This is a genomic window from Variovorax sp. GW823-FHT04B03 (assembly GCF_058796495.1).
In genome coordinates, this window is sequence record NZ_JBXAIT010000002.1 from 513,364 (window position 1) to 526,655 (window position 13,292).

Annotated in this window: 16 protein-coding genes; 6 read left to right on the top strand and 10 right to left on the bottom strand. The window is 69.3% G+C overall.

The window, feature by feature from the left end:
* Nucleotides 1-2: 2 nt before the first annotated feature.
* Complete coding sequence (locus AC1RAD_RS11200) at nt 3-173, top strand: hypothetical protein (RefSeq protein WP_167395039.1); 171 nt, start codon at nt 3-5, stop codon at nt 171-173.
* A 115-nt stretch (nt 174-288) separates the two neighbouring features.
* A complete protein-coding gene (locus AC1RAD_RS11205; RefSeq protein ID WP_492734822.1) occupies nt 289-1,497 on the top strand; it encodes an NAD(P)/FAD-dependent oxidoreductase in 1,209 nt (402 codons plus the stop codon).
* A gap of 7 nt (nt 1,498-1,504) precedes the next feature.
* On the opposite strand, the gene rlmB is transcribed toward AC1RAD_RS11205, so the two are convergent.
* The 4 genes from rlmB to AC1RAD_RS11225 are packed head-to-tail and all read right to left on the bottom strand — an operon-like array spanning nt 1,505 to nt 4,580.
* A complete protein-coding gene (gene rlmB, locus AC1RAD_RS11210; protein ID WP_070060993.1) occupies nt 1,505-2,251 on the bottom strand; it encodes a 23S rRNA (guanosine(2251)-2'-O)-methyltransferase RlmB in 747 nt (248 codons plus the stop codon).
* Between the two features lie 33 nt (nt 2,252-2,284).
* A complete protein-coding gene (locus AC1RAD_RS11215; RefSeq protein WP_492734823.1) occupies nt 2,285-3,274 on the bottom strand; it encodes a hypothetical protein in 990 nt (329 codons plus the stop codon).
* A 4-nt stretch (nt 3,275-3,278) separates the two neighbouring features.
* Nucleotides 3,279-3,797: a ribosomal protein L7/L12 gene (locus AC1RAD_RS11220; RefSeq protein ID WP_492734824.1), complete on the bottom strand. Its 519-nt coding sequence runs from the start codon at nt 3,795-3,797 to the stop codon at nt 3,279-3,281.
* A 60-nt stretch (nt 3,798-3,857) separates the two neighbouring features.
* Nucleotides 3,858-4,580, bottom strand: a complete 723-nt coding sequence (locus AC1RAD_RS11225; RefSeq protein ID WP_062480734.1) for an ABC transporter ATP-binding protein — start codon at nt 4,578-4,580, stop codon at nt 3,858-3,860.
* 36 nt (nt 4,581-4,616) lie between these two features.
* On the opposite strand from AC1RAD_RS11225, the gene AC1RAD_RS11230 reads away from it, so the two are divergent.
* A complete protein-coding gene (locus tag AC1RAD_RS11230) occupies nt 4,617-5,252 on the top strand; it encodes an arylesterase (RefSeq protein ID WP_492734825.1) in 636 nt (211 codons plus the stop codon).
* A gap of 93 nt (nt 5,253-5,345) precedes the next feature.
* Here the strand turns inward: AC1RAD_RS11230 and AC1RAD_RS11235 are convergent, their stop codons facing one another.
* From AC1RAD_RS11235 to AC1RAD_RS11245, 3 genes are all read right to left on the bottom strand, one after another.
* Nucleotides 5,346-5,549: a hypothetical protein gene (locus AC1RAD_RS11235; protein WP_492734826.1), complete on the bottom strand. Its 204-nt coding sequence runs from the start codon at nt 5,547-5,549 to the stop codon at nt 5,346-5,348.
* Nucleotides 5,550-5,619: 70 nt separating this feature from the next.
* On the bottom strand, nt 5,620-6,585 hold the full coding sequence (locus AC1RAD_RS11240; RefSeq protein WP_492734827.1) for a hypothetical protein: 966 nt from the start codon (nt 6,583-6,585) through the stop codon (nt 5,620-5,622).
* Nucleotides 6,586-6,591: 6 nt separating this feature from the next.
* Entirely contained in the window at nt 6,592-7,785 is a 1,194-nt protein-coding gene (locus tag AC1RAD_RS11245) for a PLP-dependent transferase (protein WP_492734828.1), read from the bottom strand.
* 134 nt (nt 7,786-7,919) lie between these two features.
* On the opposite strand from AC1RAD_RS11245, the gene AC1RAD_RS11250 reads away from it, so the two are divergent.
* From AC1RAD_RS11250 to AC1RAD_RS11260, 3 genes are all read left to right on the top strand, one after another.
* Nucleotides 7,920-8,675, top strand: a complete 756-nt coding sequence (locus tag AC1RAD_RS11250; RefSeq protein WP_492734829.1) for a M48 family metallopeptidase — start codon at nt 7,920-7,922, stop codon at nt 8,673-8,675.
* A 79-nt stretch (nt 8,676-8,754) separates the two neighbouring features.
* On the top strand, nt 8,755-9,636 hold the full coding sequence (locus AC1RAD_RS11255; RefSeq protein ID WP_492734830.1) for a helix-turn-helix domain-containing protein: 882 nt from the start codon (nt 8,755-8,757) through the stop codon (nt 9,634-9,636).
* 75 nt (nt 9,637-9,711) lie between these two features.
* Nucleotides 9,712-10,179 (top strand): VOC family protein, encoded by a 468-nt coding sequence (locus tag AC1RAD_RS11260; RefSeq protein ID WP_492734831.1) that lies wholly within the window; start codon nt 9,712-9,714, stop codon nt 10,177-10,179.
* A gap of 31 nt (nt 10,180-10,210) precedes the next feature.
* Here AC1RAD_RS11260 and AC1RAD_RS11265 read toward each other — a convergent pair whose 3' ends face one another.
* Genes AC1RAD_RS11265 through AC1RAD_RS11275 form a run of 3 tightly spaced genes read right to left on the bottom strand, consistent with a single transcriptional unit; the run spans nt 10,211 to nt 13,268 of the window.
* Nucleotides 10,211-10,735 (bottom strand): phosphoribosyltransferase, encoded by a 525-nt coding sequence (locus AC1RAD_RS11265; RefSeq protein ID WP_062480750.1) that lies wholly within the window; start codon nt 10,733-10,735, stop codon nt 10,211-10,213.
* 18 nt (nt 10,736-10,753) lie between these two features.
* Nucleotides 10,754-12,085, bottom strand: a complete 1,332-nt coding sequence (locus AC1RAD_RS11270; protein ID WP_062480752.1) for an adenylosuccinate synthase — start codon at nt 12,083-12,085, stop codon at nt 10,754-10,756.
* Nucleotides 12,086-12,107: 22 nt separating this feature from the next.
* On the bottom strand, nt 12,108-13,268 hold the full coding sequence (locus AC1RAD_RS11275) for an ATP phosphoribosyltransferase regulatory subunit (RefSeq protein ID WP_070061002.1): 1,161 nt from the start codon (nt 13,266-13,268) through the stop codon (nt 12,108-12,110).
* Nucleotides 13,269-13,292 lie beyond the last annotated feature (24 nt).

Genomic DNA, 13,292 nt, shown 5'->3' on the forward strand with positions numbered 1-13,292 from the left:
CGATGTCCTTTGCGCTTTACATGATCGGCTTTCTGATCTTCCTGGCCGGGGTCGCCTGGGGCGCCTCGGTGGCCGGCGTGCCCACGCTCTACATCGGCATCGGCGCGCTGATCCTGCTGGGCATCGGCGTCTTCAGCGCCGTGGCCCGCACGCGCAGCAAAGACCCGTCCTGAACGGGCCTGATCGCTTCACAGATCAGTTCACACAGGCTTCACGCCCGGCGCACATGGCGTCGCTAACTTCGCAGGCGCACCACACCCCGTGGTGCGCTTTGCAAGTCAGCCTCCCATGCACGCCTCTTCTTCCTGTCTCTTTTCTCCCCACGCGCCTTCCTCCTCGTCGGCCGCGCCCTGCCCCGCACCGGCCTTCGTGAGCGACCCGGGTACGGCCTGCACCCAGGTCGACCTGCTCGTCATCGGCGCGAGCTTTGCCGGGCTGGCCTGCGCCCGCGCCGCCGCCAAGGCCGGCCTGCGCGTGATGGTGCTCGAGAAGAAGGCCGCCGCCGGCGCCAAGCTGCACACCACCGGGATCATCGTCAAGGACGCGGTCGACAGCGTGCCGTGGCTGGCCGAAGTGCCGCCCGCGCTGGTGCGCCGCATCGAAGGCGTGCGGCTGTACGCGCCCGACATGCACCACGTCGACCTGCACGCGCCCGGCTACTGGTTCTGGGCCACCGACGCGCCCGCGCTGCTCGACTGGATGGTGGAGTCCACCCGGGCCTGCGGCGTCGAGGTGCGCCTGGGCACGCTGTTCGAGCAGGCGCTGTGGGCGAACGGCCGCTGGGAAGTACCGGTGGCGCAGGGCCCGTGCATCCGCGCGACCTACCTCGTGGGCGCCGACGGCCCGCATTCGCGCGTCGCCAAGGCGCTGGGCCTGTCGCGCAACACGCGCTTTCTCTACGGTGTGGAGCACGAGTACCAGGGCGCGCGCATGGCGCCCGACCTGCTGCATTGCTTCATCGACCGCCGGCTCGCGCCGGGCTACATCGGCTGGGCGCTCGACGGCGTCGGCGTGAGCCAGATCGGCCTGGCGCGCCGCATGGGCCGCCACGACACGGGCGCGCTGCGGCTCGATCCGCTCTTGCGCAAGATCGCCGCCGTGGTGTCGCCCGGCGACGCGCCGCCGGTCGCGGTGCGCGCCGGGATGATCCCCTGCGGCGGCGTGCTGCCGGTGGTAGCCCGCGAACGGGCGCTGCTGGTGGGCGATGCGGCGGGCATGGTGTCGCCGGTGACGGCCGGCGGCATCCACACGGCGCTGCAGCACGGCGAGCGCGCCGGCGAGGCCGTGGCGCGCTTCGTGCGCGGCGAGGTGGACGACCCCGCGACGTGGTTCGTGCGCGGCTACCCGCGCTTTCTGATGAAGCGCACGCTGCGCTGGGCCTTCGACCACTTCCAGAGCGACTGGATGTTCAACCGCCTGCTCGGCACGGCGCCGATGCGGCGTGCGGCGGAACTGGTGTACTTCCACCGCAAGGGCAGCGGGCCCATGGCCCGCTAGCCTGAGGTCAACCGCCGCGCTGGCGCATCGCCTCGTAGAGGCACACGCCGCTGGCCACCGAGACGTTCAGGCTCTCGACCGCGCCGGCCATGGGAATGCTCACCAGCTCGTCGCAAGTCTTGCGCGTGAGCTGGCGCATGCCCTCGCCCTCGGCGCCCAGCACCAGCGCCAGCGGGCGCTTGAAGTCGCTCTGGTAGATCGTGCCCGGCGCGTCGTCGCTGGTGCCCACGCACCAGATGCTGCGTTCCTTGAGCTCGTTGAGCGTGCGCGCGAGGTTGGTCACCATGAAGTACGGCACCGTCTCGGCCGCGCCGCTCGCCACCTTGGCGACGGTGGCGTTGATGCCGGCCGCATGGTCCTTGGGCGCGATCACCGCATGGGCGCCGGCGCCGTCGGCCACGCGCAGGCAGGCGCCAAGGTTGTGCGGGTCGGTCACGCCGTCGAGCACCAGCAGCAGCGGCACGGTGCCGGCCTCCTCGAGGCCCTCGAGCAGTTCGTCGAGCGAGCGGACCTGGGCCACGGGCTCGACCCGCGCGACCACGCCCTGGTGGCCGTGGCTGCCGCTGAGCTTGGACAGCCGCAGGCCGTCGGCCTCGACCAGCCGCACACCGGCTTCTTGCGCACGCGCAATGAACTGTTTCATGCGCGCATCGCGCCGGCTGGCGTCGAACATCACTTCGAGCACCGATTTCGGCGCGGTCTTGATGCGCACGCCCACGGCATGGAAGCCGAAGATCACTTTGGGGGAAGACATTCCCCGATTATCGAGGGCGCGGCGCCCTCGCCCTCAGGCCAGCGGCAAACCGCTGTTCGCGCGGGTGCGTTCGTCGTGCAGTTCCTGCACCACCAGGGCGTTCATGTGCACCTTCAGCGTGTTGCCCACGCTGCCCAGGTACTGGCAGGCGGCATACCCCTCGGCCGCCTTTTCGTAGCGCGCCACCCAGGCGTCGCGCGCGGGCAGCCGGTCGGGCGACACGGGCCAGACGCCCGGGCGCGGGCGCAGGTGTTCGGCGATGCCCACGCGCCAGGGCTTGGCGCTCAGGCGGGCGCGAAAGCAGTTCTGGTTGCGGCACATGCGCGCGTAGACCTTGTCGGCGCCCAGGGTCTGGAACACGTCGGTCACGGCGGCGTCGGACGGTGCGAAGACATCGTGCATGGCCAGCACGCGCAGCCCGGCCGGCGTGCGGTACAGCCGAAGGTGCCAGTCGGGATGCTGGTGGATGAAGCGCTCGACACGCGCCCGCGCGCCCGCCAGCGGATCGCTCTTGTCCTCGGTGAGGCGCAGCCCCTCGTAGCGGGCGCGCCAAAAGCCGAAGGCCGCCACCAGAATGAACGCAACCACTCCGGCCATCGCCGAACGCGTGCCGTAACCCGCAACCAGCGCCCCAATGAACCCCATGCCGATCACCGTCAATCCGCGCGTGCTGTCGCGCAAATCCTGGACCTCGAAGTCGACGTCGACGAACAGCACGTCGGGCGTGTTGAGGCAGCGCGCGCCGTAGCCGTTGCGGGTGACGATGCTGTCGCCCTGGCGTTCGACGATCTCCTCGCGGATCGGCACGCCATTGGCGCCGTTGTAGGCCAGCTTGCGTTCGCGGCGCTCCAGCTTTTCGCCGTTGACCACGATGCGGTCATAGGCCTCGCGCGTGCGCTGGTCGGCATGGGCCTGCGCGGCCAGCGGGCTGTCATCGGACCAGCCGAAGCGGCGCACCGTGACCTGCCGGCCGGCCACCCGCTCCTGGATGCGGCCTTCGGCCCAGAACTGGGGAACGATCACGGCCTCAGGCGCCCTTGAAATACGACCACGCCGCCGCCGCGATCAGCAGCACAACGATCACCGGCAGCCACTTGAAGCCGCCGCCGGTCACCCGGCCCGGCTCGGCCATCGGGTTCGCCGCCGGGCTCGATGGCAGGTGCCCGAAGTCGCCGGCGGCCGGGTTCTGATGCGCCTCAACCAGCTGCTTGGCCTCGGCCAGGCCCAGGCCGGTGGCCTCGCGCGTGAGGCGCACGGCCTCGACCTTCTGGCCTCGCGCCAGCGCCGCGAGTGCGGCGGCCGGCACCGCGGCGGGGCCGTTGCCCTGCATGCCGCCCGTCTCGGCCCCGGCGTCGCCCCGGCCCCAGTCGCCTTCCTGCCAGTCGGCCGGCGCGCCCGAAGCGACCGCGCCGCTGTTGGCATAGCGCTCGACGGCCTCCTTGGACGACTTGAGGTCCATGCCAGTGCGCTCGCGCACGATCTTGATGGCCTCGATCAGGTTGCCGCGCTCGAGGGCGGCGATGGCCTCGGGGGGAAGCTGGGTCATGAACTCTCCTCTGTGTTCAGGGGAGCGCCGCGGGAGCCGGGCGCTGTCTTTTTTGCTGGCTCAGGCGGCCTGAGCGACGGTCGATTCGGGTGTTTTTTCGTTGAGCGCCACGCGCCCGGCTTCGATGGTGATGCGCCGCTCGCACTGCGAGGCGATGCTGCGGTCGTGCGTGACCAGCACCAGCGTGGTTCCCAGCTCGCGGTTCAGGTCGAACATGAGTTTCATGACCTGCTCGCCGGTGGCGAAGTCGAGGCTGCCGGTGGGCTCGTCGGCCAGCAGCAGGGCCGGCTGCACCACGAAGGCCCGCGCCAGCGCCACGCGCTGCTGCTCGCCGCCCGACAGCACCTTGGGGTAGTGGCCCAGGCGCTGGCCCAGCCCGACGCGGCCCAGCATCTCGGTGGCGGCCTTGCGCGCGTCCTTGCGGTTGGCCAACTCCAGCGGCAGCATGACGTTCTCGAGCGCGCTCAGGTTGCCCAAGAGCTGGAAGCTCTGGAACACGAAGCCCACGCGCTGGGCGCGCAGCGCGGCGCGCTCGTCCTCGTCGATGGCGAAGATGTCGTCGCCCGCCAGCTTCACGGTGCCGCGCGTGGGCGTGTCCAGCCCGGCAATGATCGACAGCAAGGTGCTCTTGCCGGAGCCCGAGGCGCCGACGATGGCGGCGGTTTCCCGCGCGCCCAGGGTGAAATGGATGTCCTGCAGAATGTCCAGCGTGCCGGCCGAGTCGGTGACGGACTTGAAGACATGCTCGACGGCGACAATGGCATCAGACGGGGGTTGGGACATGAAAGGCTTTTCGTTTTGAATCGACGTGACTTTATCTTGACCACCGCCGCGCTCGGCAGCGCGGGGGCATGGACGGGTGCTGCGGCCCAGGCACAGACGGCATCGGCCGGCAAGCCGGTGATCCTCGTGCTCGGTGATTCGCTGAGCGCAGAGTACGGCCTCAAGCGCGGCGAAGGCTGGGTACCCTTGCTGGAAAAAAGGCTTGCGCAGCAGAAGATCGCAGCCTCGGTGGTCAACGCCAGCATCAGCGGCGACACCAGCTCCGGCGGCCGCGCCCGCTTCCCGGCCCTGCTGGCACAGCACAAGCCCAGCCATGTGGTGCTGGAGCTGGGCGCCAACGACGCGCTGCGCGGCCTGCCGCTGTCGAACACCGAAGACAACCTGCTGCAGATCACCAAGGCCGCGCAGGCCGCGGGCGCGCGGGTGCTGATCGTCGGCATCCAGGTGCCGCCGAACTACGGCGGCGACTACACGCGGCGCTTCGAGGCCGTGTTCGCGAAGGTGGCGGGCACGACCAAGTCGGCGCTGGTGCCCTTCCTGCTCAAGGGCGTGGCCGATGCGCCCGACGCCATGACGCTGTTCCAGTCCGACCGCATCCACCCGACCGCCGCGGCGCAGCCGCAGATCCTGGACAACGTCTGGCCGGAGTTGCGCAAGCTGCTGCCCAAGTAGCCTCTGCCCCTTGCGCGCGCCCCAAAGAAAAAGCCGCCGCAGGCCTGCGCCTGCAGCGGCTTTTCTGTTTTCAGGGGTGCCAGGAACGAGCGGTCACCCGTTCTTGGTCGGCAACTCGGGCGCCGTGGGGGGATCGCGTTCGAGCGATGCCACGTCGGTCTCCGGGTCTCCGGGGGTCAGCCCGTCGCTGCTCGGATTGAGCTTGCGGTTCGCCTTCTCCCGGAGCTTTTCTTCCTTCTTTTTCTTCTTGGCCAGCTCTTTCTGGCGCTTCTCGTAGCCGTAATTGGGTGTTGCCACTGCTTCTCCTTCAGGCGAGGCAGTCAGGGTGACTGCGCTTCAGCCTACTGTAAGCGATAACGGTGCAGTCTCAAGACGCGGCGCCGGCGGCCGTTTCGAACTCGAACACACCTTGCAAACCCGGGTAACGCTGGTGCATGAACCAGCCCATGGCCCCCGCACCGGCCACCAGGGCCAGGACCGACGTGGCCACCATCCATCCGATGTGTTCGCCCATCGGCCAGAGGACGATCACGGCCAGCACCGGCAACAGCCCGGCAAGCGATGACAGCCACATCCAGCGCCTCGGGGCGGGCATGGGCGCCCAGGTCTGCGGGTCGATGCCGGCGTCGATGAACACCTCGGCGTCGAAGCGCAGGCGCGGCCTCGGCTGGGTGGCCAGGTGCAGCAGCAACGCTCGCAGCAGCACGGCCCGGTTGCGAAAGCGAAGGACACGGCCGGTGTCGACGGTCAGCGCCAGGGGCAGCCGGATTTCCCTGGGTTCGCCACCCCGTGCCACCTGCTGGAACACCAGCCGCTTGACGATGGCTTCGCTCGATACGAACTCGGTCTTCACGTCATGGAAACCCGCGCGCGCACGGCACACCTCGTGCCAACGCACCACCTGCGGCGATGCCGGATCGCCCCAGCACATGCCGTCCGCGTCGATCCGCAGCATCCCCTCGCCCACGCGCGGAAACTGGCGCAGCAAATACCAGATGCCACCGCCCAGCACCCCGAAGAGCAACAGTCCGAGCAGCAGGAGGATCGCTTCGTTGCCGCGCGCGTTGGACCAGTCCTCCTCCAACATGACGGCGGCGACGAGCCCTGCCGCGATCAACGCGAAAAACGCCACGAAGCCACCGATGAAGAGCCGCGTGCCGCGCAGGTCGGGCACGCCTTCCAGCGGGCCGGACTGGGCGAGCGCCTCCAGCACCTGCGCGGGCACGTCCAGCACCCGCGACGCGACGGCGCGTGACGCGGGCGCCGCCGCATCGCGCGCAGCCGGCGGCCCGACACGCTGGCTCTTGCGGTGTTTCCTGCCCACGGCGCGCAACAGCGCCTACATCTGCAGCAGCGCCTGCTGCAGGTCGGCACGCAGGTCGTCCACGTCCTCCAGGCCGACCGAGAAACGCACCAGCGTGCCCTTGTAGGGCCAGCGGGCCACGCTGGCGTCGCGCATCAGGCCGATGTCGTAGGGCACGACGAGGCTGATCGGACCGCCCCACGAATAGCCGAGGCGGAAGAGCTTCAGGCTGTCGCAGAAGCGATCGACCTGCTCGGTGCTGAAGCGCTCGTCGAACACCACCGAGAACAGGCCCGCGGCCAGGTCGGTGGCGCCGCACAGCGCGCGCCAGTTGGCGTGGCCCGGCGAGTCCTCGAGCGCGGGGTGCAGCACCTGCGCAATCTCTTGGCAGCCGTTGAGCCAGCCGGCCAGCTCGCGCGCGGCGCGGTCATGTGCGCCATAGCGCAGCGCCATGCTCGGCAGCGAACGCAGCAGCGTTTCGACGTCGCCCACGCCGATGCCGAAACCCGTGCGCATGTGGGTGAGCTTGAGCGCGCGGTGCAGCCGCTCGTCGCGCGTGACGACGCTGCCCATGAGCACGTCGCCGCCGCCGCTGGGGTACTTGGTGAGCGCGTGCACCGACACGTCGACGCCCTGCCCCGTGCCGTTGAAATCGAAGGGCGCGAAGGCCAGGCCCGCACCCCAGGTGTTGTCCAGCGCGGTCATCACGCCGCGTTCGCGGCAGACCTCGGCGAGCGCCGGCAGGTTGGGGAATTCCATCGTCACCGAACCGGCCGCTTCGAGCCACACCAGCCGCGTGCGGTGCGAGAGCTTGGCCTCCAGGTCGGACGGATTCATCGCGTCGTACAGGCGGTGCGTGATGCCGAAGTTCGCGAGCTCGCCGGTGGCCAGCGCCTTGGTGGGGCCGTAGGCGTTGTCGGGAATCAGCACCTCGTCGCCGGTCTTGAGGAACGCGAACGAGACCAGAGAGATCGCGGCCAGCCCGCTGGGCACGAGCAGGCATTCGGTGCCGCCTTCGAGCGTGGCCAAGCGTTCTTCGAGCGTGAAGGTGGTGGGCGTGCCGTGCAGGCCGTAGGTGTAGCCGGCTTTGGTCTTCCAGTCGCGCGCGCGCATGGCGGCGACGTCGGCGAAGAACACGGTCGAGGCCTTGAACACGCCGGGCTGCGGCGCAGCGAAGGTGGCCGGCGGCGTGTAGGGATGGTGGATCAGGGTCGTGGAAGGCTTGCTCATGTGCCGATGCTAGCGCCCCGCGAGGAACCCTCGACGGCCGTGACATTCTCCGTTCGATGTCGACGGCCTTGGCCGGATCGCACGCGCATTGCGGATAGAGTTGCCCCTCCGAAAATAAAGGGAGGATTTTCTCGATGCGTCATCTGCTCATCACCATCACGGCCGCTGCGGCCCTGTCCGCCTGCGGCGGCATGAAGAACCTGGATTCCAACGCGCTCGCGGGCGCCGGCGGCAGCGCCTTCAAGGCCATGTCGCTCACCGACGGCGACGTGCAGGCACTGGCCAACCAGTCCTGCGCCGAGCTCGACAAGAGCTCCAAGGTCGCGGGCCCCGCCGATGCCTACAGCAAGCGCCTGGAGCGTGTGCGCCAGGGCCTGCCCAGCACCATCGGCGGCCAGCCCGCCAGCTACAAGGTCTACCTCACGAAGGACGTGAACGCCTGGGCCATGGGCAACGGCTGCATCCGCGTCTACAGCGGCCTCATGGACCTCATGAACGACGACGAGCTGCGCGGCATCATCGGCCACGAGATCGGCCACGTCGCCCTGGGCCACAGCAAGAAGGCCATGCAGACCGCCTACGCCGTGTCGGCCGCGCGCGGCCTCGCCGGCGCTACGGGCAATGCGGCGATCACGCAGCTGTCGTCCTCGCAGATCGGCGACTTCGCCGAGAAGCTGGTCAACGCGCAGTTCTCGCAGTCGCAGGAAACCGACTCGGACAACTACGCCTTCGACCTGCTGACCACGCAGAAGCTCAAGCGCGAAGGCCTCGTCACCGCGTTCCAGAAGCTGGCCAAGCTCGACGGCGGCAAGAGCTCGATGCTCAGCTCGCACCCGGCCTCCGGCGACCGCGCGGCCAACATCCAGAAGCGCCTCGCAACGAGCAAGTAAGCAGCCTGGGCCCGGGCGGCTGCTCGGCGCACAATGCGCCGATGCTCACCCGCCCGGCCTTGCCGGGGCCCGTCGCGCCATGCAGCTGACGCGGCCCCCGTCCCCTCATTTGCGGCCCTTCCTGCGGCTGCTGTGGGCTTCGGCGCCCGAGGGCACACCCGACACACGCACCGGCGCCCGCGAGCACGTGCTGCCCACGGGCGGCATGCACCTGGTGTTCCGGCTGTCGGGGCCGCCGCTGCGGCTCTTCGACGACACACGCGACCTGCGCGGCCACACGGTCGGCCATGCCATCGTCGGCGGTGCGCGCGCCGCTTTCTACCTGCGCGATGTGTCGGTGGCGACACGCTCGGTCGGCGCGCAATTGCACCCCGGTGCCGCCCGGCTACTGCTGGGCGCACCTGAAGACGCTCTGAGTGGTCGCCACACGCCGCTCGACGCACTGTGGGGCGAGCGGCAGACCGCCGACGCACTCGAACAGCTGCATGCATCGTCCGACGACCCGGCCCGGCAACTGGACGTGTTCGAGGCCCTGCTGACCCGGCGCCTGGCCGCGGCCGCCCTGCCCCGCACCAGCCCGCGCGGACTGCACCCGGCCGTGGCCGCCTCGCTGGGCCAGATGACGCGCGACACGCCCGCGTCGATCGCCACGCTGGTGGCGCGCAGCGGCTACAGCCACCGGCGCTTCATCGCGCTGTTCCGCGCGGCGGTCGGGCTCGCGCCCAAGGACTACGCCCGCGTGATGCGCTTCGATCGCGTGCTGGCACTGGCCGCCGACGATCCCGCACGCGCCTGGGCCGACATCGCGCTCGCCGCGGGCTACAGCGACCAGGCGCACCTGAGCCGCGAGTTCTCGGCGCTGGCCGGCCTGTCGCCGCAGGCCTGGCGGCAGACGGGCGCGACGTCGCCGCGTCATGTGCCGGCTGTCGGCGCGGCAGGTCAAATTCCTTCAAGACGCTAGCGCCGGGGCTGCGCAGAATCGGCGCCACGGTCCCCGTTTCAACATCCGATTTAAGAAAGAAAGGCAGGTCCCGCCATGGCCATCCACGAGCTGTTTCCGTACCTCTGCGTCGACAACGCCGCCGCCGCCGTCGACTTCTATTGCCACGTGTTCGAGGTGAAGGAAATCTTTCGACTGACCGAGCCCAGCGGCCGCATCGGGCACGTCGAGCTGGACTTTCACAACGGCGCGATCCTGATGATCTCGGACGAGTTCGCCGAGTTCAACATCCGCTCGCCCAAGGCGCTCGGCGGCAGCGCCGTGACGCTGCACCTGCACGTGGACGACGCCGATGCGCTGGTCACGCGCGCGGTCGCCGCGGGTGCCACGCTGGACATGGCACCGCAGGATCAGTTCTATGGGGAGCGTTCCGGCGTCTTCCGCGACCCTTTCGGTCACCGGTGGAACGTGGGTCACAGCATCGAGAAGGTGACGCCGGAGGAAATGCAGCGGCGCTACACCGCGATGTTCGACACCCCCGGCGGCGGCAGCTGTAGCAGCTGAACGCGCCGGCCGGTGGTGTCAGGGCCGGTCGTCAGACCGACCACTTCTCGATCAACTTCTCGGCGCCGAGCGAGTCGTAACCCTCGAAGGGCTGGTGGATCCACGGGTTGGTGGCCAGGAACTCGACCGAGTAGTCGGGTGTGAAGGTCGACAGTGCCTTGGTCCAGATGACCGCGCTGCGCAGCTCGGTGATCGGCTGGTAGTTGTTGCGCAGCATGTCCATCACGGCGTGCAGCGTGTGGCCCGAATCGGCCAGGTCGTCCACCAGCAGCACCTTGCCGGCGATCTCGCCCTTGGGGGTTGTGATGTAGCGGGCGATGTCGAGATGGCCCTGGATCGTGCCGGCGTCGGCGCGGTAGGAGCTGGTCGACATGATCGCCAGCGGCTTGTCGAAGATGCGCGAGAGCACATCGCCCGGGCGCATGCCGCCACGCGCCAGGCACAGGATGGTGTCGAACTCCCAGCCCGACTGGTGCACCTTGATCGCGAGCTTCTCGATCAGGTTGTGGTACTCGTCGTAGCTGACGTAGAGATGTTTGCCGTCTTCGGTCAACATGGTCTGGTTCGTTCCTGTTCAGTCTGCGAGATAAGGGTGGCGCATCATGATCGTGTGGTCGCGATCAGGGCTCGTGGACACCATGTGGATCGGCACGCCGGTGACCTGCTCGATGCGCTGCAGGTACAGCCGCGCGTTGACCGGCAGCTTGTCGTACTGCGTGACGCCCACGGTGCTTTCGGTCCAGCCTTCGAGCGTTTCGTAGATCGGCGTGCAGCGCTCGATCTCGTCCGCGCCCATCGGCAGGATGTCGGTGGTTTCGCCGTCGAGTTCGTATCCGGTGCACAGCTCGAGCTTCTCGAGGCCGTCGAGCACGTCGAGCTTGGTGATGCACAGGCCCGACAGGCCGTTGACCTGCGCCGAGCGCTTGAGCAGCGCGGCGTCGAACCAGCCGCAACGGCGGCTGCGGCCGGTGGTCACGCCCTTTTCGGCGCCCACGGTGCTCATGTGGTAGCCGGGGGTGCCCGGCGTGGCCCAGTCGAGCTCGGTGGGGAACGGACCGCCGCCCACGCGGGTGCAGTAGGCCTTGGTGATGCCCAGCACGTAGTGCAGCATGCCCGGGCCCACGCCCGAACCGGCGGCGGCGTTGCCGGCCACGCAGTTGCTCGAGGTGACGTACGGGTAGGTGCCGTGGTCGACGTCGAGCAGCGTGCCCTGCGCGCCTTCGAACAGCAGGTTGGCGCCGGCCTTGTGGGCGTCGTTCAGCTCGCGCGACACGTCGGCCATCATGGGCTTGAGCAGCGCGGCGTGGCGCATGGCCTCGTCGAACACGGTGTCGTAGTCGATGGCGGGCGCGCCCAGCACCTGGGTCAGCACGTGGTTGTGCAGCTCGAGCAGCACGCGCAGCTTGGCCGCGAAGCGCTCGGGGTGCTTCAGGTCCTGCACGCGCAGCGCGCGGCGGGCGATCTTGTCTTCGTAGGCCGGGCCGATGCCGCGACCGGTGGTGCCGATCTTCTCGATGCCGCCCTTTTCACGGTAGGCCTCGCGCGCAATGTCCAGCGCGGCGTGGAACGGCAGGATCAGCGGGCAGGCCTCGCTGATGCGCAGGCGCGAACGCACCTCGACGCCGGCTTTCTCCAGGCCTTCGATTTCCTCGAACAGCTTGGCGGCCGACAGCACCACGCCGTTGCCGATGTAGCACTTGACGCCGGGCCGCATGATGCCGCTCGGGATCAGGTGCAGCGCCGTCTTCACGCCGTTGATGACCAGCGTGTGGCCCGCGTTGTGGCCGCCCTGGAAACGGACCACGCCCTGGGCGCTTTCCGTCAGCCAGTCAACCAGCTTGCCCTTGCCTTCGTCGCCCCACTGGGTCCCGACGACGACCACGTTTCTTCCGGTGGTTACGCTCATGCTCGTTCCATTGCTTAAAAATTCAGATCGCTCGGACACTCCATTGGCCGGCCTGCTCGACGAGCTCGCGGTCGCAATGGAATTCATCGATTTCGCTGCCATGTCCGGGCAGCACGCAGACAACCGTTTCGCCGGCCTTGCGCAGTTGGGCGATGGCCTCGCGCAGGCCGGCCGCGTCGCTCCAGGGCGCACGGATGGCGGCGCGCAGCGGACGCGCCGGCAGCACGCCGACGAGTTCGCGCACATCGAGGCTGAAGCCGACGGCCGGACGGTTGCGGCCGAACACGGCGCCCACCTCGTCGTAGCGGCCACCGCGCACCAGCGAGTCGGCCGCGCCCGGCACGTAGATGCCGAAACGCATGCCGCTGTAGTAGGCGTAGCCGCGCAGGTCGGCCAGGTCGAAGCTGATCTGGCGCCCTGCCGTGCCGTTCAGGCCGGCGGCCAATTGCTTCAGGTCGGCCAGCGCCGCGGCCACGGTGGGCGTGCCCTTCAGGGCCTTGGCGGCCTCGTCGAGCACGGCCACATCGCCGTACAGGCCCACGAGGGCGCGCAGGCCGTCGCGTGATGCGGCGGGGAAATCCTTGGTGAGCGCCTGCAGCTCGCTCGCGTCCTTGGCGGCCAGCGCGGCGTGCACGCGGGCGATCGCGGCGGCATCGACCGGCACGCCGGCGAACAGCGCACGCACGATGCGGGCGTCGGCCAGGTCGACGATCACGCCGTCGCGCAGGCCGGCGGCGTCGAGGCAGTCGAGTGCCAGCAGCAGGGTTTCGGTGTCGGCTTCGAGGCCGGCGTGGCCGTAGATCTCGGCGCCGAACTGCAGCGGCTCGCGGGTGGCGTGCGGGCGGTCGGGCCGGGTATGGACCACCGGGCCGCAGTAGCACAGGCGCGCCACGCCGTCGCGGTTCAGCAGGTGGGCATCGATGCGCGCCACCTGGGGGGTGGTGTCGGCACGCAGGCCCATGCTGCGACCGGAGAGCTGGTCGACGAGCTTGAAGGTTTGGAGGTCGAGCGCCTCGCCGGTGCCCGAAAGCAGCGACTCCAGGTGCTCGAGCAGCGGCGGCATCACCAGCTCGTAGCCATAGCCACGGGCGGTATCGAGCAGCTGGCGTCGAAGTTCTTCGATGTGGCGCGCCTCGGAGGGCAGCACATCGGCAATGTGATCCGGGAGGACCCAGGCGGACATGGGGATCGGGGGCGTGGTTAAACC

Bases quoted from the DNA above. Each gene is read 5' to 3' on its own strand.
- AC1RAD_RS11265 (WP_062480750.1), bottom strand. From the start codon at position 10,735: ATGTTGACCGAAGACGGCAAACATCTCTACGTCAGCTACGACGAGTAC.
- rlmB (WP_070060993.1), bottom strand. From the start codon at position 2,251: ATGTCTTCCCCCAAAGTGATCTTCGGCTTCCATGCCGTGGGCGTGCGC.
- AC1RAD_RS11220 (WP_492734824.1), bottom strand. From the start codon at position 3,797: ATGACCCAGCTTCCCCCCGAGGCCATCGCCGCCCTCGAGCGCGGCAAC.
- AC1RAD_RS11250 (WP_492734829.1), top strand. From the start codon at position 7,920: ATGCGTCATCTGCTCATCACCATCACGGCCGCTGCGGCCCTGTCCGCC.
- AC1RAD_RS11245 (WP_492734828.1), bottom strand. From the start codon at position 7,785: ATGAGCAAGCCTTCCACGACCCTGATCCACCATCCCTACACGCCGCCG.
- AC1RAD_RS11200 (WP_167395039.1), top strand. From the start codon at position 3: ATGTCCTTTGCGCTTTACATGATCGGCTTTCTGATCTTCCTGGCCGGG.
- AC1RAD_RS11260 (WP_492734831.1), top strand. From the start codon at position 9,712: ATGGCCATCCACGAGCTGTTTCCGTACCTCTGCGTCGACAACGCCGCC.
- AC1RAD_RS11255 (WP_492734830.1), top strand. From the start codon at position 8,755: ATGCAGCTGACGCGGCCCCCGTCCCCTCATTTGCGGCCCTTCCTGCGG.
- AC1RAD_RS11225 (WP_062480734.1), bottom strand. From the start codon at position 4,580: ATGTCCCAACCCCCGTCTGATGCCATTGTCGCCGTCGAGCATGTCTTC.
- AC1RAD_RS11270 (WP_062480752.1), bottom strand. From the start codon at position 12,085: ATGAGCGTAACCACCGGAAGAAACGTGGTCGTCGTCGGGACCCAGTGG.
- AC1RAD_RS11275 (WP_070061002.1), bottom strand. From the start codon at position 13,268: ATGTCCGCCTGGGTCCTCCCGGATCACATTGCCGATGTGCTGCCCTCC.
- AC1RAD_RS11205 (WP_492734822.1), top strand. From the start codon at position 289: ATGCACGCCTCTTCTTCCTGTCTCTTTTCTCCCCACGCGCCTTCCTCC.